Annotated in this window: 17 protein-coding genes and 1 tRNA gene; 7 read left to right on the top strand and 11 right to left on the bottom strand. The window is 40.8% G+C overall.

What is annotated here, in order from left to right:
- The first annotated feature begins 479 nt into the window (after positions 1-479).
- The gene (locus AC0IWT_RS11595) at positions 480-2,441 is read left to right on the top strand and encodes a glycoside hydrolase family 97 protein (protein ID WP_471797334.1); all 1,962 of its coding nucleotides are present in this window, start codon (positions 480-482) and stop codon (positions 2,439-2,441) included.
- A 132-nt stretch (positions 2,442-2,573) separates the two neighbouring features.
- Here AC0IWT_RS11595 and AC0IWT_RS11600 read toward each other — a convergent pair whose 3' ends face one another.
- The 4 genes from AC0IWT_RS11600 to AC0IWT_RS11615 all read right to left on the bottom strand — a co-directional run bounded on the left by AC0IWT_RS11600 (position 2,574) and on the right by AC0IWT_RS11615 (position 10,379).
- A complete protein-coding gene (locus AC0IWT_RS11600; RefSeq protein WP_471797335.1) occupies positions 2,574-3,971 on the bottom strand; it encodes a SusD/RagB family nutrient-binding outer membrane lipoprotein in 1,398 nt (465 codons plus the stop codon).
- Between the two features lie 25 nt (positions 3,972-3,996).
- Positions 3,997-6,939 (bottom strand): SusC/RagA family TonB-linked outer membrane protein, encoded by a 2,943-nt coding sequence (locus tag AC0IWT_RS11605; protein WP_471797336.1) that lies wholly within the window; start codon positions 6,937-6,939, stop codon positions 3,997-3,999.
- 393 nt (positions 6,940-7,332) lie between these two features.
- Positions 7,333-9,600: a catalase/peroxidase HPI gene (gene katG, locus AC0IWT_RS11610; protein WP_471797337.1), complete on the bottom strand. Its 2,268-nt coding sequence runs from the start codon at positions 9,598-9,600 to the stop codon at positions 7,333-7,335.
- Positions 9,601-9,926: 326 nt separating this feature from the next.
- Complete coding sequence (locus AC0IWT_RS11615; RefSeq protein WP_471797338.1) at positions 9,927-10,379, bottom strand: response regulator transcription factor; 453 nt, start codon at positions 10,377-10,379, stop codon at positions 9,927-9,929.
- A gap of 442 nt (positions 10,380-10,821) precedes the next feature.
- On the opposite strand from AC0IWT_RS11615, the gene glf reads away from it, so the two are divergent.
- From glf to AC0IWT_RS11635, 4 genes are all read left to right on the top strand, one after another.
- Entirely contained in the window at positions 10,822-11,949 is a 1,128-nt protein-coding gene (gene glf, locus AC0IWT_RS11620) for a UDP-galactopyranose mutase (RefSeq protein ID WP_471797339.1), read from the top strand.
- Positions 11,950-11,957: 8 nt separating this feature from the next.
- Complete coding sequence (locus AC0IWT_RS11625; RefSeq protein ID WP_471797340.1) at positions 11,958-13,103, top strand: glycosyltransferase family 1 protein; 1,146 nt, start codon at positions 11,958-11,960, stop codon at positions 13,101-13,103.
- Entirely contained in the window at positions 13,103-14,254 is a 1,152-nt protein-coding gene (locus AC0IWT_RS11630; RefSeq protein WP_471797341.1) for an amine oxidase, read from the top strand. The genes AC0IWT_RS11625 and AC0IWT_RS11630 overlap by 1 nt, the downstream gene beginning before the upstream one ends.
- Before the next feature lie 257 nt (positions 14,255-14,511).
- Positions 14,512-15,048: a DUF4142 domain-containing protein gene (locus tag AC0IWT_RS11635; protein ID WP_471797342.1), complete on the top strand. Its 537-nt coding sequence runs from the start codon at positions 14,512-14,514 to the stop codon at positions 15,046-15,048.
- A 214-nt stretch (positions 15,049-15,262) separates the two neighbouring features.
- Here the strand turns inward: AC0IWT_RS11635 and AC0IWT_RS11640 are convergent, their stop codons facing one another.
- The 3 genes from AC0IWT_RS11640 to AC0IWT_RS11650 form a co-directional block, all read right to left on the bottom strand.
- Positions 15,263-17,395 (bottom strand): glycoside hydrolase family 97 protein, encoded by a 2,133-nt coding sequence (locus tag AC0IWT_RS11640; protein WP_471797343.1) that lies wholly within the window; start codon positions 17,393-17,395, stop codon positions 15,263-15,265.
- 141 nt (positions 17,396-17,536) lie between these two features.
- On the bottom strand, positions 17,537-18,790 hold the full coding sequence (locus AC0IWT_RS11645) for a DUF2130 domain-containing protein (RefSeq protein ID WP_471797344.1): 1,254 nt from the start codon (positions 18,788-18,790) through the stop codon (positions 17,537-17,539).
- Between the two features lie 89 nt (positions 18,791-18,879).
- Positions 18,880-19,260 carry an OsmC family protein gene (locus tag AC0IWT_RS11650; RefSeq protein ID WP_056870008.1) on the bottom strand — a complete coding sequence of 127 codons (381 nt, stop codon included), beginning with the start codon at positions 19,258-19,260 and terminating at the stop codon, positions 18,880-18,882.
- 106 nt (positions 19,261-19,366) lie between these two features.
- Between AC0IWT_RS11650 and AC0IWT_RS11655 the strand changes: the two genes are divergently transcribed.
- Positions 19,367-19,732 (top strand): YtxH domain-containing protein, encoded by a 366-nt coding sequence (locus AC0IWT_RS11655; protein WP_056870007.1) that lies wholly within the window; start codon positions 19,367-19,369, stop codon positions 19,730-19,732.
- A gap of 53 nt (positions 19,733-19,785) precedes the next feature.
- Positions 19,786-20,535 (top strand): YdcF family protein, encoded by a 750-nt coding sequence (locus tag AC0IWT_RS11660; RefSeq protein WP_471797345.1) that lies wholly within the window; start codon positions 19,786-19,788, stop codon positions 20,533-20,535.
- A 29-nt stretch (positions 20,536-20,564) separates the two neighbouring features.
- Here the strand turns inward: AC0IWT_RS11660 and obgE are convergent, their stop codons facing one another.
- The 4 genes from obgE to AC0IWT_RS11680 all read right to left on the bottom strand — a co-directional run bounded on the left by obgE (position 20,565) and on the right by AC0IWT_RS11680 (position 22,956).
- Complete coding sequence (gene obgE / locus AC0IWT_RS11665) at positions 20,565-21,560, bottom strand: GTPase ObgE (RefSeq protein WP_056870005.1); 996 nt, start codon at positions 21,558-21,560, stop codon at positions 20,565-20,567.
- Positions 21,561-21,676: 116 nt separating this feature from the next.
- On the bottom strand, positions 21,677-22,246 hold the full coding sequence (locus AC0IWT_RS11670) for an adenylate kinase (protein WP_471797346.1): 570 nt from the start codon (positions 22,244-22,246) through the stop codon (positions 21,677-21,679).
- A 73-nt stretch (positions 22,247-22,319) separates the two neighbouring features.
- Positions 22,320-22,393, bottom strand: a tRNA-Arg gene (locus AC0IWT_RS11675).
- Between the two features lie 98 nt (positions 22,394-22,491).
- Positions 22,492-22,956, bottom strand: a complete 465-nt coding sequence (locus AC0IWT_RS11680; RefSeq protein ID WP_471797347.1) for a redoxin domain-containing protein — start codon at positions 22,954-22,956, stop codon at positions 22,492-22,494.
- Positions 22,957-23,036: the final 80 nt, after the last annotated feature.

The following is a 23,036-nucleotide window of genomic DNA, read 5'->3' on the forward strand; positions in this document are numbered from 1 at the left end:
CCTCAGGCCATTCATTAAGGATAACCTAAGGCTTTACCGTTTAAAAAAAAATAAATCTTTCCTGTTTACAGACTAATCTGGTTTGGCATTCACAAAGCTGAAAATATGTATATTAACTTCATCATTCGAATCTTTACAGCATAATGTGAAAATATGGTTGCAACCAGATAATATTAAACAGTTATGTCTTTCAGACCTGAAATAGCGATAACTGAATGGCCAGATGATAGGTACTTATTTGTCTGGCTGTGTTCAATTGAAAGCTGTAAGCTTGCGGCATAATCCAAATTTAAACTGGATAAAAAATGCGTAGCATTTGCAAATTGTAAAGCTTATTTCCTTAAATATTTCCATTAATTTAGCTAAGGCACCGGCGAATCGTCAGCGAGCGGCGAAGTTATCCGCCAATAGTCTATAATTATAAGCCTTAAACATTTTCACCAGAGTGCAGAAAGTAAATCAAACCAAAATATCAAAATATGAGAAAAGTTATTACAACAGTTATTTTATTCTTTTTCGTGGTCAACTTTACCTACGGAAAAGATTTTCAGGTTAAGTCTCCCGATAAGCAGATAACCATAACAATAACCACAAACAATAAGCTTTATTGGAGCATTCGCTACAAGCAGGACCTAATTCTGCAACCCAGCCAAATTGCGCTAAGTCTAAAAAATAAACTTGAGCTGGGGATTAACCCCGTTCTACTAAAACAGAGTTTATACAGTGCAAATGAAACCATTTCGGCCGTTGTTCCTGTTAAGAGCCAAACGATAGCAAACAATTACAATGAACTTAAACTCGATTTTAACGGCGGCTACAGCTTATACTTCAGGGCTTACAATGATGGCGTTGCGTATCGTTTTCAAACGGATTTAAAAGATGAGGTAGAAATTGAAAAGGAAACGGCCGATTTCGATTTTGGCAGCAACAACCGTGTTTTCTGGCCTCAGGAAAGCGACCCGAATTTCTTGTCGCATTTTGAAAGTTTGTACAAGGATTCTACCATCAACGCATTTAACGAGCAACAACATGCCGCTCTGCCAATGCTGATTTATGCTAAATCGGGTGTGAAAATGCTTATCAGCGAATCGGACCTGTATGATTATCCAAACATGTTTCTTTTTGGCACTAATGGAAATAAGTTAACAGCCGGTTACCCGAAAAATATTGCCGAAAGTAAGCCTGTTGGAGATAGAGGTATCAAGATTACTAAACTGCAGAGTTATATCGCCAAAACTAAAGGGAGCAGAAAATTTCCATGGAGAAGCATTGCCATTTGCCCCGAAGAAAAAGATTTGCTCGTTAATAACCTCACTTACAAACTATCAACGCCATCTGCAATAAACGAAACCAGTTGGATAAAACCGGGCAAAGTAGCCTGGGATTGGTGGAACGACAATAACATTTACAATGTAGATTTTAAAGCAGGAATTAATACGCAGACTTACAAATATTACATTGATTTCGCCTCGAAGTTTGGCCTGGAATACATTATGCTGGATGAGGGCTGGACTAAAACAACGACAGACTTACTCCATACCACACCTGATGTAAATTTGCAGGAAATTATTGCTTACAGTAAAAGCAAAAAAGTTGGCGTGTGGCTGTGGACATTATGGGGCCCGCTCGATGCCGACATGGAAAATATTCTGGCAACCTATGCCAAATGGGGAGCAGTAGGTGTAAAAGTAGATTTTATGGCCAGAGCCGACCAATATATGGTGAATTTCTATGAACGTGTTGCCGCAACTGCGGCGAAGCACCACCTGATGGTGGATTTACACGGCGCATACAAACCAGTTGGCCTGAATCGTAAATATCCGAATGTGCTTAGCTACGAGGGTGTTCGCGGACTGGAGAATAACAAATGGAGCACAGACATTACACCGGCACATAACGTTACCCTTCCGTTTATCAGAATGGCTGCCGGACCAATGGATTATACACCTGGGGCTATGATAAATGCCAACAAAAAAGACTTTAGCATTGTATACAGCGAACCCATGAGCATGGGCACAAGGGCACATCAGGTAGCTATGTATGTAATGTATGAAAGCCCCTTGCAGATGCTGGCCGATAATCCGTCGAATTATTTAAAAGACCCCGCCTGCACGGAATTTATCTCCCGGATACCCACCACCTGGGATCAAACAGTAGCGATTGACGGCAAGGTGGGCAGCTACGCAATCATCGCCAGGAAAAAGGGCAACAACTGGTATATTTCCGGCATGACAGATTGGAATGCCCGAAGTTTTAATATTGACATGAGTTTTCTGGACGATAAAACTTACGAAATGGATGTTTTAAGTGATGGCGTGAATGCAGACAGACATGCGTCTGATTATAAAATCAGCCATTTACAAACTACTAAAGGAAAGAAAATCACAATCAACCTCGAAAAAGGCGGAGGTTGGTGCGCCATCTTATCGCCACAACCTTAGGCTAAACCAACTATTACGGCCATCAGTTAAACGAAACTGGTGGTCTTTTTTGTCGCCAGAACCGAAATCTTTTTCACAAAAAAAGGGTGCCCGGTTAAAGGCACCCAACTAATCAAACTTAACAAAAGGTTTTTAATTAACATCCCACCATAGCCTATCGCCCAGTTTAGCTTTTTGCTGTGGTTGAGGATTTGCTGTAATTTCTGCATTTGGATAAAGTACCCTTCTTGGTATTTCAGAAAGTGCATTCTTAACCTTTACCAAAGCCGGAAATCCGGTTCGGCGCCAATCGGTATAATTTTCTGGATTGAGAAAGTTGGATACGCCCTTTTCCTCGATAATTAAGCGAAGCGCATTTGTAGCGGTAAGTGTTCCTCTCGATGCCAGGTAAGTATTTATATCTGCAGTACTTACGCCTACCTTTGTCATATGTTGGCGCACACCGTCTTGATAGAAAGGTTGTGCTGCCGCAACACCAGAAACGATAAGAGTAGCTTCTGCTTTAATGAACAAAGCTTCAGTGTAATTTATAAGGTAATTATTTGCACCTGCCCCGGCGTAAAAATCACTTGGAATGGAGTAAGATTCCAAACTTCCAATGTCTTCCAAACCAATTTGCCTACCGGTATAAAGTCCCGTTTGCTTGGCCGGGCTAACCATTTTACTCAGCCTTGGATCGTTTCTCGTTGCAAAACTATTAACGAAAGTGTTGGCAAGCACATACGTTGTGCCTGGTAAAAAATTCTGTTGCCATGGGTTTTCTGCGCCCGCAGCACCACTAAATGCAATTTTAGCATCGTCGTTGTTACTCTGCATACCATTATTTAATGCAGTTAAAGCAAGTTGTGCCTGTGCAGCCGGTGTTGTACCTGGCGCTTTGCTTAAATGGAGGTAGTAACGTGCCTTTAATGTGTAGGCCAGCTTACTCCACTTTGCCATGTCGCCTGCGTAAATATAATCGTCGCTTCCTGGTGATGAACCGGTATTTCGTCCAATATCGGCTATGCCATCATCAAGCAGAGCTTGAATTTGAACGTAGATTTGTTGCTGGCTGTCGTAACTCGGGTTTGGAACTTCGACACCTAAAAAGGCTTTGCTGTATGGCAGATCGCCCCAGGCATCTGTAGCATAGCCCAATGTATATGCGGTTAATATTTTAGCGATGGCACCATATTTTGAATTGCCATTTGTAGCCGCTTTCGCTTTTAATAAAACAAGGTTGTTCAATGTTCTTACGTAAACATTATTCCAATCGCCATCCATATCTACGTTGTACATAAGGTAGGTACCCGCATTGGGCGCAACCTGGTTAAGCGCAATAACCTGAATATACTGTTGCAAAACCAAGCTTAAGTTTCCATCGCCACCTGCGTTAATATTTTGCGAAATCAGCATTTCGATAGGCGGAAGCATCAGCGATTCCTTTACGTCTATCGGCCGGTTAGGGTCGTCGTTAACATCTATGTATTTTTTGCATCCTGCAAGAACGAAGATGAAGGCAAAACCTAAAATAAAATATATCTTTTTCATGTTATTTCTTTCTAATTGTTATCACCTATAAAGTCAATTTCAAACTAAAATCAATCGACCTTGACGTTGGTGTTGAAAATGAGTAAATTCCCTGTGCGCCGTTTGAAGAACCGAAAGAACTCACCTCAGGATCTCCACCTGTAAAGTGTGGTGCATAAATCCAAAGGTTTCTGCCAGTTACCTGGAAACCCAGGCCTTTAAAAGGTGTTTTCTTTAACCAGGCAGGTTTAACGTTGTAACCCAAACTAACGTTTCTCAATTTTACATAAGTGCCGTCCTGAATAACCGACTCCAGTACGCTATTAGCCCTTTGATAATAAGCCTGACCAGAAACTGAAATTGTGTTTGGCTGCCCTGTAGTAGCATTTACGCCATCAACAATACGTGGCCCGCGATCTTCGGTTACTTTTGGCGTACCATAGAAATAGCCATAACCATCAACGTTATTTTGTATGTCGCCTCCTTTTTTCATATCAAAAGAAAAGCTCAATGAAAACTGCTTGTATTTAAAATTGTTGACAATACCTGCCATCCAATCCGGGTTAATATCGCCAACAATGCCTTGTTCATCCGCTGCAAAGGGAAGGCCTGAATCATCTGTTAACAACCTACCTGCGGCGTTTCTGGCGTAGCGGGTACCGTAAATAACGCCATAAGGCTGGTCGACAAAGATAAATGTAAAGCCATTTCCAACCTGAGTTAAATCTTTATAAATTGAAAGCACTTTATTTCTGATTCTGCTGTAATTAAATGTTAAATCCCAGCTAAAATTCTCTGTTACAACCGGTTTTGCATTTAACAAAATTTCTATACCTCTGTTGCGCATCGATGCAGAATTTACACTTGTGGAGTTGAAGCCTGTAGACGGTGCGAGTGCAACCGAAGGAATAATGCCATTTTTGGTTTTCTTATCGAAATAGGTAACTTCCAGTCCTAGCCGATTTTTGAAGAAACCAGTTTCCAACCCGACCTCAAATTCGTTTATACGCTCATTTTTCAGGTTTGGGTCGCTCAGCGTTCCGCTGATTAAGAACCCGGATTGCCCCTGATAAGGAAATGTGATGTTTCTAATCGTTTGCGATTCGTATGGCGTAAGCAGACTATACGGGCCAATACTCGCATTACCAACGGTGCTGTATGATACCCTCAATTTGCCAAAGTTCATTACATCAGCCAATCCTTTTGAAAAGAAGTTAGAGAAAATAAAACTGGTAGCAGCAGAGCCATAAGGATAGAAACGGTTATTTGTTGCCAAAACGGATGTTCCATCGTACCTGCCTGTTAGCGAGAGGATGATAAACTTCTTGTAATCAATATTCGACTGGAGGTAAAAACCAATTTTTCTTGTCAGGTAACTGGTTTCTGAGAACTTTACTGTTGAAGTTGATGCAATATTATTAAAGCCCGGAATGGTAATGCCCAAGCCATTCGCATAAGCATTTTCAGAGTAGGTAGAAATGATGTTATTTCCTAACAAGGCTTCTAAGTTAAAATCGCCAAAGCTTTTGCTTGCGTTAACGATTAAATCGTTATTGTACTGCCTGAAATTTGTATTGCTGTTTACAATTCTTCCATTTGGATTAGAAACTGACAGCAGCGACTCTGTGTATTTGCCTTGCTCTACATAAACATCGGCACCGAAACGTTCGGTAATGGTTAGCCAGTTTAGTGGTTTGTAATCGGCGGTAAAGGTCGGCAAAAAGCGATTTACAATAGATGTTTGGCTAATATTATCCGTTACCCAATAAGGATTGTTTCTTGAAAAGCGGTACAGGCGCTGCGTTCCATCTGGGTTTGTAGCAGGTTGCAAATCGTAAGAAACCGGTGCGGAGAATATGGTCCAAACCGGACTTTCGAGCGCATAGCCCTCCGGAACTTTTTTGTTCTTTGTGTTTGCGTAGTTTAGCGAGAATGTAATATTCAAATCTTTAACTACTTGTGTGCTGAATTTGCCAAAAAGCGTATTTCTATCAAATGATGTTGATGGAATTGTTCCCTCCTGGGCTAGGTTTGTGTAAGAAAGAAAGTATGAGCTGAAAGCACCACCGCCGTTTAAACTAACCGTATTGGTATAGGTTTTACCTGTTTTAAAAAACAAATCAGACTGATCATAAACCTTAGCCGGTTGGCCATTAATTTTCAGCGTATCCATTAACGCACCCCAGGATGTGCTTGTTTTTTGATTTACGCCGTCGAAATATACACCATTAGATCCTAACGAATATTTATTTTGGATTTCTGGCAGTAACGGATTTTCTATCGAAAACGATGAAGAAAAACTGATTGTGGGCTTTTTATTTTGGCTGCCAGCTTTAGTTGTGATAATGATAACGCCCTTCGCCCCATCCGAACCGTAAAGCGCTGTTGCCGCCCCACCTTTCAAAACATTAATACTTTCGATGATGTTTGGATCTAAATCGGCAATCCTATTTGTGCCCGGGCCAGAATTTAAGTTTCCGGTTTCGTCATTGTTTACCGGAATACCATCAATTACCATTAGCGCCTCATTATTTCCATAAAGTGAATTGGCGCCCCTGATTACGATTCTTGATGAACTGCCCGGCGCACCAGACGAACTGGTAATTTGTACTCCAGATACTTTTCCGGCGAGCGCATTTACAAGATTTGGCTCTTTAGACTGCGTAATCTGGTCGCCTTTTACCTCCTGCGAGCTGTAGGTTAAATTTCGTTTGTCGCGTTTTAAACCTAAAGCGGTTACCACAATCTCATTTAGGTTCTGCTGATCTTCGGTTAAAACGACCGCAATATTGCTTTGACCTCTGTTGCTAACCTCCATTGTTTTGTAGCCAATACCGCTAAACACCAAAGTGGAAGGGTTTACATTTTTTATTGAGAATACGCCCTGCGCATCAGAAGAAGCACCAGTTGATGTTCCCTTTATTTTCACCGATATGCCAGGTATTGGTTTTCCTAATTCATCGGTAATTTTACCGCTGATTAATGCCATTTGACTGTAACTCCGTATAAAACAGAGCATAGCCAGCGTGCACAGAATAATTTTTAGTTTGGTCATTGTATTCAATTTAGTTATTGGTCAGACCAAAGCTAGTCTTCTCGAAAACCAAATTAAGCGTTGATTTTAGCACGTATTAACCAGAAATTAACAGAAATGTCACAGTTGTTTTACAATTCACTTCAAGAAAAAAGATAAAAGCAAGGAGCCCGGAAGCCGGCTTTGAATTTTTCGACAGGTAATAATTTTTAAACGTAAGTCAGCATAAAACGCTGGGCCAACTCCAATGGCTATAAACCAAAAATCCACCAGCTGTTTTTGTAGCTGATGGATTTTTTATTACGGTTTCAATTTTATGACCGAAATCAGTCTGAAATTTTGAACCTGTTAATGTTTTAAATCGAACCTATCCAGATTCATTACCTTATCCCATGCATTGACAAAGTCGGTAACAAATTTTTCTGATGCATCATTACTTGCATAAACCTCCGCAATGGCACGAAGCTCTGCATGCGATCCAAAAACAAGATCTGCACGCGTAGCTGTCCACTTCGGCTGGCCTGTTTTACGATCGCTGCCGAGATAAAGCTCATTTTCAGAAGATGTTGCTTTCCACGCCGTATTCATGTCCAACAGGTTTTTAAAGAAATCATTGGTTAGCTGTCCTGGCCTTTGGGTAAACACACCGTTTTTCGACCCATCAAAATTCACATCGAGCACACGCAAGCCACCTACTAAAACTGTTAATTCTGGTGCTGTGAGGTTTAACAGATGTGCTTTATCGATAAGGATTTCTTCAGCAAAAACCGAAAGATTTGGTTTTCTATAATTTCTAAATCCATCGGCAAGAGGCTCCAGAAAACCAAATGATTCAACGTCGGTTTGTTCCTGAGATGCATCTGTGCGGCCTGGCCTGAAAGGAACTTTAACACTGTGACCGGCATCGTTCGCAGCTTTTTCTACCGCAGCTGAGCCAGCGAGTACAATTAAATCAGCAAGTGATATTTGTTTGCCAGCAACCTGCGCACCGTTAAAGTCTTTTTGTATTTGCTCCAGTACCGCTAAAACTTTTTGTAACTGAACCGGATTGTTAACTTCCCAATCTTTCTGTGGAGCTAATCTGATTCTGGCACCGTTAGCGCCGCCACGTTTGTCAGAACCTCTAAAAGAAGAAGCCGAGGCCCAGGCAACAGAAATTAACGCTGACGAAGATAAGCCTGACTGCAAAATTTTTGCTTTTAATAAGTCTGTGTCATTTTCATCGACAAGGTTATAACTTACCTTAGGCAGCGGATCCTGCCACAATAGCTCTTCCTGCGGAACATCCGGACCAAGGTAGCGCGATACGGGACCCATATCCCGGTGGGTTAATTTAAACCATGCACGGGAGAAAGCATCAGCAAAAGCTTCCGGATTTTCAAGAAAATGCCTCGATATTTTTTCATATTCAGGATCGAATCTTAAAGACAGATCGGTGGTAAGCATAGTAGGCAGATGCTTTTTATTTACATCAAAGGCATCAGGAATTATGGCTTCGGCATTTATTGCCTTCCATTGGTGTGCGCCGGCCGGACTTTTGGAGAGTTCCCATTCGAAGCCAAAAAGATTTTCGAAGAAATTGTTGCTCCATTTTGTAGGTGTCGTTGTCCAGGTAACTTCAAGTCCGCTCGTAATGGTATCGCTTCCATGTCCCGAACCAAAAGCGTTGCTCCATCCAAAACCCTGACTTTCGATTCCTGCAGCTTCAGGCTCTTTTCCAACATGATCGGCCGATGCTGCTCCATGCGTTTTACCAAATGTGTGTCCGCCGGCTATCAAAGCAACGGTTTCTTCATCATTCATGGCCATACGTCCGAAGGTATCCCTAATGTCTTTAGCGGCAGCCAAAGGATCAGGATTTCCATCAGGTCCTTCCGGATTTACATAAATTAGTCCCATTTGCACGGCAGCAAGTGGTTTTTCAAGCTTACGGGAATGTATGTCACCATCGGCATCATCATCACTTACCAAAACACCATGGCCTTCTACTACGCCTTCTGAGCCATGAGCATAACGAACATCGCCACCCAACCAGGTTTTTTCCGAGCCCCAGTAAACAGACTCATCAGCCTCCCAAACATCAGCACGGCCACCTGCAAAACCGAATGTTTTAAAACCCATAGATTCGAGCGCAATATTTCCGGCTAAAATCATTAAATCCGCCCACGAAATTTTCCGCCCGTATTTTTGTTTAATCGGCCATAGTAACCTCCTGGCTTTGTCCAGACTAACATTATCTGGCCAGCTATTTAATGGAGCAAAGCGCTGCAAACCTGCTCCGGCCCCACCGCGTCCGTCGCCAACTCGGTAAGTTCCGGCACTATGCCAGGCCATTCTGATAAACAAACCACCGTAATGGCCAAAATCTGCCGGCCACCAGTCCTGAGAATCCGTCATCAGCTTATGCAAATCAGCCTTTACAGCATCTAAATCCAGGCTATTGAATGCCTCGCGATAGTCAAAATCTTTATCGGGATTTGATAATGCAGAATTTTGCCTTAGGATATTTAGCTTTAACTGATTCGGCCACCAGTCGTTATTTCTTGTACCGCCACCGGCAACGTTCTGCTTTAGGCTTCCGTTATGAAACGGGCATTTGCTGATATCATTTTCCATTTAAATAAACTTTATAATTTGGTTATCGTTTACATTAATTCGTCAGATAAATATACTTAAAAAAGGCGTCGCGAATAATCATAAAACTTGATAGGCACATAACTAAAATCTATTTACGTGAAATAAGTGTTGGGATTTACTTTAGAAAGATAAATTGCCTGGCGCAGAGAGCAGATGCCTAAGGGCAAATGGTTTATGATTTATTTGTTTCGGCTCGGAACTAATTAACAGAAATTATTCAAAAATAAAGCGCACGAAAACTCAGGAAGTTGCTTGAATCACAGCAAAGTGGACCGAGGTGGCTTTTTTAGGAGGGAAATATTTTATTAAAGCTTTATGTGGCCTTGTAACGTTAAATGAACCTTTAATAAAAGATCACTTATATTAAAGGGTTTTGCTATAAACCCATCAGAGCTACAGGAAAGTTCGACATGTGTTTTGGATGAATTGGCGCTCATCATCAGCACAGGAATATTGGCAGTAGATGCTTGCTTTTTCAACGCATCGCACACTTCAATTCCATTCCCATCCGGAAGCATTATATCCAGTAGATAAAGATCTGCGCTTTTATCATCTCCTTTATTGAAATCTTTAACAGTGGAAAAACCATAAAATTCGTACAGTTCTTCTGTGAGTAGAATTTCTATCACGTCCCGTATCCCCTCATCATCTTCAAGCACAAATATTTTTTTCCCCATCGTTATAATACAATGATTATTAATCGCTTTTGTTTCAATTACTTCGCAAGGTTGTCGATTTTTATTTATTCCGGTTTTCATTTGTTTTGGCCAGAACCATTATCAACGTTTCCATGCGATTCATTTTCAGTGTTAGAATTAATACGCGGAACGATATGATTAATACCCAATTTTTAAGCCTTTATCCGTTAAAGGATTTTTTGAAATACACAAGATACTGATAATCAATATTTTGAAGTCGAACTAATCTTTCACAAGTAAAGCCATTCCTATTAGCTGATAAAACTATTTTTATTTAGGGCCAGTTATATCTTCGATGTCCCTGAACGATTTGGAGACCAATTAAGAACCAGATTTGAGTGCCACGAGGGCTTGTAATGCCCACCGGATTGAAAGACATGACCTGATAACTAAGCTCAGCTTAACGTTCATTCAAAAGACGGCAGTGTCATCACAATTTGTGTGTTAAAAATAAAATTAGAAATGAACGCAACCCGCCAAAATTCTGCAAAACCCGACGCGTATGCCGAGATATGATTACCTGATTGTAGGAAGCGGATTGTTCGGCTCTGTGTTTGCTCATGAAGCCACCCGCAGAGGGAAAAAATGTTTGTTGATAGACAAAAGAAACCACGCAGGGGGAAATATCTACTGCGAAAAGGTAGAAGAAATAAACGTTCATAAATATGGTGCCCATATTTTTCATACAAATGATAAAGCGGTTTGGGATTTTGTAAATTCATTTGTTGAGTTTAATCGTTATACCAATAGCCCGGTAGCAGAATATAAGGGAAAACGATACAATCTTCCATTTAACATGAATACCTTCTACCAGCTTTGGGGTGTAAAAACACCTAAAGAGGCTAAAGATAAGCTTGCAACCGAAATTGGATTGGCCAGGGTGGAAAAACCAGTTAACCTGGAACAGCAGGCCCTATCTTTGGTAGGTAAGGATATCTACGAAAAACTGATTAAAGGTTATACCGAAAAACAATGGGGACGGCCTGCCACGGAACTTCCCGCCTTTATTATCAAAAGGCTACCCGTGCGCTTTACTTACGACAATAATTACTTTAATGACCGATACCAGGGCATCCCAATCGGAGGTTATAACAAATTGACAGACGGGCTGCTCGAAGGTTGTGAAATTCAGCTTAATACAGATTATTTTTCTGACCGGGGCAAGTGGGATAACGCTGCAGATTGCGTTGTATTTACCGGCCATATCGACCAATATTATGATTACCAGTTTGGCCAGCTTGAGTATCGCAGTCTAAGGTTTGAACATCAAATTTTAAACACAGATAACCATCAGGGTAATGCCGTAGTAAATTATACCGAACGTGATGTTCCTTACACCAGAACAATTGAACACAAGCACTTTGAGTTTGGCACACAAGCAAAAACAGTTGTAACCAAAGAGTATCCTGATGAATGGACCACAGGAAAAGAAGCATATTACCCGGTTAATGATGAGCGAAACACACGCATTTACGAAAAATATAAAGCCTTATCAAAACAGGAAAAGCACGTAATATTTGGCGGCAGGCTGGCAACTTATCAATATTACGACATGCACCAAATTATTGCTTCGGCACTTAAGGCCGCGAATGTTCATTTCGCCGCCGAGCAAATCGGTAACCAAATTTAAATCTTAAAATGAAATTAGAAAAATTCGCCTTTCCTAAAAACTTACTGTGCTTTTCTCACCTTCGGTGGGATTTCGTGTTTCAAAGGCCACAACATCTCATGAGCCGCTTTGCGCAAGAAACAAATGTGTTTGTTTTGGAGGAACCGATATGGGAGACGCAGGGAAATAATCGTTTTGTAATTGATAAAAGAACAGAAAAGCTAACCATCATCACCCCGCATCTTACGCACCAGGCAAACCCTGAGCACGAAAGGCTTACCATGAGTAACTTACTTACCGAGTTTTTAAAAAACCAAAACATGGCCGATTGGATTTTTTGGTACTACACGCCAATGGCATTGATGTTTTCTGATAACCACGGTCCCGCATTAACGGTATTCGATTGCATGGATGAGCTTTCTGCCTTCGACTTTGCTCCACCTGAACTGCTACAAATGGAAAAGGCACTTTTAACAACCGCAGACATTGTATTTACCGGCGGACATTCGCTACACGAGGCAAAGAAAGGCCAACATAACAACATTCATATTTTTCCAAGCAGCATCGATAAAGAACATTTTGCGCAGGCGAGGACTGCAATTACAGAACCAGCAGACCAGGCCCGTATTGAAGGCATAAAACTGGGGTTTTTCGGGGTGATAGATGAACGTTTCGATAGCGCACTCATCAATGAAATTGCAGTGCAAAGGCCCAATTGGCAACTAATTTTGTTGGGACCGGTTGTAAAGGTGCCCTGGGAAAGCCTTCCTCATCATCCCAATGTTCATTACTTAGGCCAAAAATCATATAAAGAACTTCCTGCATATCTCTCTGGATGGGACATTGCGATGATTCCTTTTGCAATCAATGCTTCAACCCGTTTTATCAGCCCAACCAAAACACCAGAATACCTGGCTGCGGGTAAGCGTGTTGTATCCACTCCAATCAGGGATGTGGTGCAGCCCTATGGTATAAGCGGACTCGTGTCAATCTCTTCAAATGCCGAAGAATTTATAAGTGAGGCAGAAAAAAGCATTGCTTTAGTCGACAAAACCAAATGGCTTGCTTCGGTAGATTTGTTTCTTAAGGATAAATCATGGGACAATACCTTCGCAGAAATGAAACAAAAAATGCTTTCCACCTTGCATGAGAATAATAAATTACTGGCCAGCTGATGAAAAATACCTGTCCGTTCCGATCCTTTTGGATGGGTGGCTTTGAGTGTTCAGATCAGCTTAATCACTTTGGAAACCGGGTAGATCTGCTCAGTGAAACAGGACATATCGAAGGTGCCCGGACCGATTATCGCCTGCTGGCTGACTTGGGGATATACACGGTACGCGAAGGCATTCGATGGAGTTTTGTAGAAGAACGGCCATATCACTACAATTTCGACACCGTAAAGACGATGATGGAAGCCGCAGCAGTTACCGGCATACAACAAATTTGGGACATATGCCATTTTGGTTTTCCTGTGGATTTAAGTCCGCTACACCCCCATTTTTCAGACCGGTTTGTAAGCATTTGCGCTGCCTTTGCAACCTTTCAAAAAGAAAACTATCCTAATGAACGATTAATTGTCACACCTGTTAATGAAGTTGGGTTCATTTCGTGGTTGGGCGGAGAACAAGCCAGTACAACGCCTTATGCAAAAGGCATAGGTTGGGATATAAAATATGCTTTGGTGAAAGCTTATATTCAGGGGATAAAAGCAATTAAGACGATTAACCCTGAAGCCTGGATAATGACCACCGAACCATTGGTAAACATTGTACCTCCGTTAAATGCCAGTTTAGAGATGATCATGGATGCGGAAGAAAAACATGAAATCCAATATCAAACCACCGACATGCTAACTGGAAAAATCTGTCCGGAATTAGGTGGAGCTGCAGAATTAGTTGATTTCATTGGCTTAAATTTTTATTACAATAATCAATGGCTGGCCAACGAATCATCATTTCTACCCTGGGCAAACCTGGATCCAGATCCAAGGTGGAGATCGCTTTCATCTTTGCTGGAGGAGGCTTATCAACGTTATGAAATTCCAATTGTACTCTCGGAAACGAGCCACGCGGGCGAACACAGACCAAACTGGCTTGAAATGATTACGAAGGAATGTTTCAAAACATTGCAAATGGGCATTCCTTTGAAAGGCATTTGCCTGTATCCGATTATCGACCGGCCGGATTGGGACCACGGCCACTTCTGGCACCACTCCGGCCTTTGGGATGCGGATGCAAACGATCCCCATGCCCGAAACCTATACATTCCATATGCACAACAACTGGCGAAATCCATGGATATCATCAAGACGCTTTCATGTTGATTACTACCGCATTGAAGAGAAACGCTCGCAAAGACCTGAACGTAGTGTTTGTAAATGAAATAAAACACGCGGATACATTTTATTAGATTAGCCTTTGGTTGTTAAAAGCTTTAAAAATGCACCGGAATGTTTAATAATTCGCAAACCTGTAAATAAAAATCCGTGTTATTCTTACGATAAAAAAGTGTACGGTGACCTGGCATATGGGCCTTGCTCATTGCCATTTAGCCTGTTCAAAATTATAATAATCTATAACTATGGAAATTAAAGACACAAGCAACCGCCGGGAATTTCTCGCAAAATCAATTAAAACAGCTTTAGTAATTGGCGCTGGCGCCTCTATTGCTGGGGGAGTAATAAATCCAGTTGCAGCAATGGCGCAAAATGCTGACACAGCACTGCAGGCAAAGATTGCGATGCTGGGTACGGCTTCCCTTCAAACCAGTCAGCTTGCATTAACCAAAGCCTCAAATGCTGAAGTAAAAATGTTCGCAAAATTTGAAACTGCGGAACAGGAAGTGATGGGAAAAATACTTAAAGACATGGGCACAATGGTTCAGACACCAACGGCAGATGGCAAAGCGTTGCTCACCAAATTGCAATCTTTAAGCGGCGAAGCTTTCGACAGAGCCTTTATGCAGGGGCAGGTGGACACGCATAAAAAATTAAAGGATGCAGTGTCGGCATTAATGAACGCAAGTAGTAATAAGCATGTTAAAAACGTTGCCAGTTTGGCATTGGCCACCATACAGGAACATACTGAAAGAGGCCAGATGCTACTGACAAGAATTTAAAAGCTCTACGTATTCGAATTGCAAACCCTATGCTGCTAGGCGAAGAGCTATTCAGCATCGTTAATTGCTTGCCATTCTTCAAAATGAAATCAATAACCGAGTTTTTGCAAAATCAACAAGGATATTTTAGCAAAAAAAAGCCGCAGCGTAATGCTGCGGCTCAAGTTCAAAACTTTTATACTTTAATGTGAAAGTTATTTTCTTCAAATTAATCTCACTTAGCCATTATGCTGATTGCATAGCCACCACCTGGAGCACAATTTAAAGTCAACTTCGTTTTATTGGTAACTTCCATCTTACGGATGGTATAAGCTTTTGGGTTAGTTTCATAATTGGCATCTTTAGCATCCGCATAAATTGTTGCAGTATATTTTTTACCTGCATCTAAAAAGCTAAAGTCAATTTTCGAGGTGCGGGCAACTTCATCATTAGTGCGACCAACAAACCAATTCGCTTTACCTTTTGCTTTACGGGCAAATGTTATAAAATCTCCAGGCTCAGCCTCCAGAACTCTCGTCTCATCCCAGTCAACGGCTACATCTTTAATAAACTGAAAAGCATCCATATACTTGTTATAAGTTTCCGGCAAATCAGCAGCCATTTGCAGCGGACTATACATTGTTACATAGAGCGCCAACTGACGAGCCAAAGTACTGTGGACAAAAGAAGTATTCTCCGGGTTGTAAACACTAACTTTTGTTTCAAATATACCAGGTGTATAATCCATCGGCCCACCAATTAAACGGGTAAAGGGTAATATCGTGGTATGGTCGGCATTGTTACCACCAAAAGCCTCGTATTCGGTTCCACGGGCAGATTCGTTTCCGATTAAATTTGGGTAAGTACGAGCCAGACCAGTAGGCCGCACCGCTTCGTGGGCATTCACCATAATCTTATATTCGGCAGCTTTTTGAATGGCGTACAAATAATGATTATTTAACCATTGCCCATAATGATGCTCGCCGCGGGGAATCATATTGCCCACATAACCACTTTTTACCGCATCATAGCCATTCGCCTTCATAAACTTATATGCCGTGTCTAAATGTCGCTCATAGTTACGAACCGAAGAAGAAGTTTCATGATGCATAATCATCTTAATTCCCTTGCTTGCTGCGTAGCGGTGTAATTCCTGCACATCAAAATCCGGATATGGTGTTACGAAATCAAAAACATAATCTTTTGTTTTTCCGAACCAGTCTTCCCAACCTTGATTCCAACCTTCAACTAAAACGGCATCTAATCCATTCTTTGCAGCAAAATCGATGTATTCTTTTACATGAGCAGTATTAGCGGCGTGCTTTCCGTTGGGTTTAGTCTTCGAGTAATCGGTAACGCCCAGCTGCACGCTAGTTAAATCGTTATAAGCCCAGGTACTTTTTCCGGTAATCATTTCCCACCAAACGCCTACATATTTCGTTGGCTTAATCCACGAAACATCCTTAAATTTTGTTGGCTCGTTTAGGTTGTAAGTTAGCTTTGAGGTTAAAATATCGCCTGCCTTATCACTTACAATTATCGTTCTCCATGGAGATAAACAAGGAGCCTGCATATAGCCTTTGTCGCCAATTGCATCTGGTGTTAACCACGATTCTAAAACCATGTTTTTATCATCAAGATTTAGCGACATTAAGGAGTAGTTGATCAAGGCAGCCTCGTGGATGTTGATGTACAAACCATCTTTGCTTTTCATCATTAGAGGGGTTTGTAAGCCTGTTGGCGAAAAAGTAGTTTGCGATGCATTGGGCGTAACCGCTGCTTTCATCTTTCCTCGCACTTCTGACAAATTTGATGTAACTGTGCTGTATTCCTGCGTATCGTAATCGCCGGGAAGCCAGAACGCCTTATGATCGCCGGCAAGTGCGAACTGCGTTTTTTCTTCTTTTATCACAAAATAATCGAGGTTTTTTTGTTCCGGAAATTCATACCTGAAACCCAGTCCATCATTAAATAAACGAAAACGAACAATTATGAAGCGGTTGGTTTCTTTTTGCGTTAAGGTTACAGCCAACTCGTTGTAATGATTCACAATTTCCTTTACTTCACCCCAAACCGGCTTCCAGGTTTCGTTGAAAGTGCTGGTTTTGGTATCGGTTATGGCAAAGCCATTTATTAACGATTTACCTTCTTTAAGTTCTAAACCAAGTTTGCTGGTTTTAATAACATCCTTTCCCTTGTATTTTAAACTGTAGGTTGGTACGCCACCATCAGCCAAAGTAAAATTGGCAGTCAAATTTGCATCCGGCGATTTCAGTTGTTGTCCGGAAACGTTCCCGAAAAAGAACAAAATGCAAATTAATGCTAAAAATTTAGAGCGATTAAGGTATTTGTTGGTTGCTTTATTCACTTTGTATAATTTATTTGTGAGTCTTTTTTTTCTTGTTTTTGAAACCGTGTAGAACGGGCATTTTACACGGTTCTGTTTTTCCTTCGGTTATCCTGATGACGAGCTGCGATTGTAAGCTTGCTTTTAGGCAAGGTCTTCCATTTAATCCAGTAATAATTGCTCTTCATCATCATCTGTTAAACTTAACTGTATGCTATCGCTTCCGGCAATGCCTTCAATGGAGCCGCGGATGTGTGTCGCATTCAATAAAACTTTTTCAAGTTGCTTCTCGCGAGCTTTCCACAAGCGTTCCATTGCATCACGTTCGCGTTGAATGGAAAGTTTCATGCTCATAAAACCCTCACGGATAGCCTTCCATTGCTCCGAAAATTCGGCTCCGGTAAGGTAATCGTACAACATATGCATTTTATCTCCGCGGTTTTCCTGCGATTTCATTGCGCTAGATAACCGTAAAATTCCGTCTCTCAATACGTAGGCCACGGCATTCACTTCCTCAAAAGAGCAAATCCACACACCATCCCTTTGGCCAAAGCAATCCATTCCTTTAGGGTAACACTGACTTACGATTACCGCAACATCAACACCCATGCTGCGCATATCTTTCTTTAACTTTTCAATCCAGTCGCCACCAAAATCTTTTGTGCGTTTGCTTTCATAAATAATTTTGCCACACTCTTGCCCGAACTGGTTGCGCACAACCTGTACGCAATCTGCCCCCCGAACACCTTTACCAACCTCCTCAATTAAATCGAACGGAAAATTACTACGCAGCAATTCCTCTAAAATTAATTCCTGAACCTCACCCTGCAACTGCATGCTGCCTTGTTCGGCTTTTCGTTTCATTTCTTCGGCTAATTTCTTCTGGTCGTCGAGTTGCTTTTCGAGTTCCTTTAAACGCAGCTGATGTTCAGTATCTTTAATGCTATTTTTTTCGGCTTCCTGTTTACGAATTTGCTCCACCAATTCAGTTCTTTGCTCCTGCATTTTACGCTGCAGAGAAAGTTCCATTTCCTGTTCTTTTAAAAGCAAACTTTCCTCCCGTTTCAAAAACTGAAGTTCCTTTTCGCGGGCAAGCTTTAATTTTTCGGCATTATCTTTTGCCGAACCCTCCAACATCTGCAGTTTAGTTTCGTAGTCGGAAGCAATACTTTTTCGCAGATTCTCTTCTAAATCAGTCTTCAGCTTATGCTTCTCCTCAGCCATTTTGGTATCAAAGGCTTTCTGCTGCAACTGCTTTTCATTTTCGAGCGTTGCTAATTTGCGTTGAAATTCTTCATCTTTCTGCCTCGTAAAGGCGACCATTTTCTCACGCAACTCTTTCTTATAATCTTCGGCCATGGCTTCTTCCATAGGAAAAACATGAGCACAGCTAGGACATTTAATTTCGGTGGCCATAATAATTTATTCACTTCAGAAAAAACTGAAAGCCTACAAATATATTAAAGCTTTTTAGCATTGTGTAAACGAGTTTTGCACCGTTGCCTTTACAGTACTTTCGAACGAATATCATGGCCGGCAGCTAAAATTTTGCTTACCGGACACTTTGAAGCAATATCTTCAAGCCTGAGTTTCTGTTCATCCGTTAATTGGCCAGTGCAGGTAATTTCTTCTAAAAATATCGTTTCGGCATTTTCAACACTAATGTTAACTTCTACATCGATTTTATCTACCTCCCACCCTTTTCTGTCGATGTACATTCTCAAAGTAATTGCAACACAAGAAGCCAGCGATGCCATTAACAAACCTTTTGGAGCAAAACCTTTGTGTGTTCCGCCTAATTCAATCGGTTCATCTACCACAATTTCGTGCGAACCGTTCGTTACAGAACAGGCATAATGTTCTTTATTTATCGTTGCTTTTACCATTTTTTTTGAAGTTAATTGAACGATAAACTTAACAAATAATCTACTTATTAAGATTTTTATGAAACATTATAACATAGGATTTGTTCCTTTAAAAAAATGCTACGTTATGAAATACAGAAAGTTAATCGGAAAATATTTAACGAAGAAATCGGATAATAACGCACAAATCGCACTAGCTCTGGTTGCGGGTTTGGCTGCTGGGGCAATCATAAGTATTTTATTTGCTCCGGATAGCGGCGCTGGCACACGAGGCAAAATTGCCGGTGGCGCTAAAAATTTACGTTACGGATTTCAGGATAAATACAATTTGCTAAAGGAAAAAGTGTTCGGAGTTGAGGCAATTGAAAATGATATAGTGGAACATGAAGTTCCTCATTTTAAGCACACCGTTGCTAAAAAGCCAAAATCGAGCGTTAAAGAAATATTAGAAAACGCCCACGAAAACACTCAGGTTCAGGAAGGCCAGGGTTAAGGGACAAAACACAATCGAAACATTTTATTAGTTTTACAGGATAATATCAACCCATGATTTTTATCCTCTCGAAGATTCTATTGTTTCTGATTAAGCCCTTTTTCTGGTGCTGCAGCATGTTGGTTACCGCTTTTTTTATAAAAAGCCCGAAATTAAAAAGACGATTTTTTAGTTTCGGGCTAATCATTTTATTGTTGTTTTCTAACGGTTTCATCATCAGGAAAGTTTATAATTTGTACGAACCTGAATATCCCAAAGCAATAAAAAATTATGATGTAGCCATTGTGCTGGGCGGCTTTTCTGGCCTAAACAAACGTAATAACGATATCCAGTTTAACAGAACCAGCGACAGACTTTTTCAAACCATTTCCTTATACAGGAAGGGGAAAATCAGAAAGATTTTGATTGCTGGTGGCAACGCCGACCTAACTGATAACCAGGCTAAAGAAGCCGATTTGGTAAAGGTATTTCTCCATCAAATTTGTATACCTGATTCTGACGTGCTTATTGAGAATCAAAGCAGAAATACAGTAGAAAACGCCAAATTCAGCAGGGCGATAATTGATAAGTATAATCCAAGCGCAAAGGTTATTGTTGTAACCAGTGCATGGCACATTCCGCGGGCAAAACTAATATTCGACAGAACCCTTGCAAATAAGCCAGACTATTTGCCTACAAATTACAATGGCGAGGTTTCGAAAATATCTTTCGACGATTTTGTTCCGGAAGCGGGCGCAATGTCTTCCTGGGATACACTATTTAAAGAATGGATTGGACTGGCTGTTGATAAAATCAGGAGTTAACGAATTGTTTCAAGCAAGTCGTTGTATGATTATCCTTCTATAGCTTTAACCAACATATCCTTCAACTCTAAGATGTTTTTCTCAGCAACTGATGAAATAAAAATTGAAGGAATATTTGGCAAATCCTGCTTCATTTCGTCCATAAGTTCCTCATCCAGCATATCAGATTTTGTAATGGCCAAAACGTGCGGCTTTTGCATTAATTCCGGATTGTAGGATTCAAGTTCGCTTTTTAAAATTTCATATTCTTCTTTAATGCTTCGGCTAGTATCTGCGGGCACCATAAAAAGCAGTACAGAATTACGTTCGATGTGGCGTAGAAAACGGTAACCTAAACCCTTTCCTTTTGAGGCACCCTCGATGATGCCGGGAATATCTGCCATTACGAATGATTTACCGCCTCGATAACTTACAATGCCCAGGTTAGGAACAATTGTAGTGAAAGGATAATCGGCAATTTCGGGCTTAGCAGCAGAAACCACAGATAATAAAGTAGATTTTCCGGCATTTGGAAAACCAACCAGACCAACGTCGGCCAAAACCTTTAGTTCGAGAATATTCCAGATTTCTTTTCCAGGCTCACCAGGTTGCGCATAACGGGGAGTTTGTTGAACCGCATTTTTAAAATGTGCATTCCCTAATCCTCCACGGCCACCTGGCGTAAGTATTTTAGTCTCGCCATCTTTAGTTATTTCGAAAAGAACTTCTCCTGTTTCAGCATCTCTGGCAATTGTTCCAAGCGGAACTTCAAGAATTTCATCAGTACCTTGTTTCCCGAATTTATGCGAGCTTCCACCAGCACCACCATCCTCAGCAATGATGTGTTTTCGGTATTTAAGGTGTAATAAAGTCCATATGTGCACACTTCCTTTTACAATGATATGGCCTCCGCGACCGCCATCACCACCATCAGGACCGCCCATTGAAGTTAAAATATCACGATGCAAATGTGCAGAACCTGCCCCGCCTTTACCAGAACGACAACAAATTTTTACATAATCTACGAAATTTGAACCTTGTGACATATTGATTTTACATTTTAGATGGGCAATTTTTGTTGACAAAATTCGCTAAAAAACAAACATCCGCAAAAAACAACTAATGCTTTTTTTGCGGATGTTAAAACTTTAAATTCTACGGTTTAAAACTGATCGATTACAGCGCAAAGATCATTATAAACTGTTTCTATTTCTCCGATTCCGTTTACTTTTTTCAACTTTCCCTGCGCCTCATAATAAGGCAATACATGAATCGTTTTATCGAAGTATTCCGAAATTCGTTTCTTTAATTTCTCGGCATCATCATCCGGCCTGCCACTAATTTTGTGGCGCTCAGCAATGCGTTTGGTCAATTCGGTCTGGTCTACATCTAAAGCGATTACGCCGGCAATTTTACTGCCCTTGCGCTCCAAAAATAAATCGAGTTCTTTTGCCTGAGGAACAGTACGTGGAAAACCATCAAATACAAATCCCTTAGCTTCCGGATTTTTATCTACCTCTTCTTCAAGCATCGCAATCGTAATTGCATCTGGCACGAGTTCTCCATCCGCTAACAACTGACTAACTTTTTTCCCTAATTTGGTTTCTCCCTTAACATGCGCTCTGAACAAATCGCCGGTTGAAATATGTATTAATTGATATTTTGATATCAATTTTTCGGATTGGGTGCCTTTACCCGCCCCCGGAGGGCCAAAGAGAACTAAATTAAGCATCAACGTGGTTTAGGTTATCTTTAAAATTAATAAAGCCTCACCGCCATGGGGCGACAAGGCTTCATCCAAATTGTGCACTTGTAGGGATTCGAACCCCAAACCTTCTCATCCGTAGTGAGATGCTCTATCCAATTGAGCTACAAATGCAATTCCGTTTGTTAACGGACTGCAAAAGTAAGATTTGAGTTTTAAATTCGCAATTAAATTTGAAAAAAAATCCAGCTCCTACCTTGCTTTTAATGAATTTAAGCTTTCAATGAATCATTAATCGCTTTAAAATCAGGCAAATCACCAGCATTCTCCAAAACTTCAGCATAAGCAATTTTACCCTCTTCATCTATTACAAAGGCTGCTCTTTTCGAAACACCTTTTAATCCGAACACAAATTCATCGTAAAAAGCACCGTAAGCTGAAGAAACATCTTTGTTAAAATCAGACAGTAGTGGGAACTGATAGTTTTGAACTTCTTTAAATTTAGCTAACGAGAACGGAGAATCTACAGAAATACCCAGCACCTGTGCATTAATACCTTCATAGAAACTAAAATTATCTCTCATGGTGCAAAGTTGTTCGGTACATGTACCGGTAAAAGCCATCGGAAAGAAATGGATAATTACTTTTTTTCCTTTAAAGGCTGATAAAGAAACTTCAGCTAATTCTGAACTGTATAATTTAAAATCAGGGGCTTGATCGCCAATTTGTACTGACATATATTTTTTGTTTTGTTTTTTGTTTAAGTTTATTTCGTCATTGGTCATTCATTATTTCGTTTGCTAAATGACCAATAAAC

The organism is Pedobacter sp. AC464, from assembly GCF_979253075.1.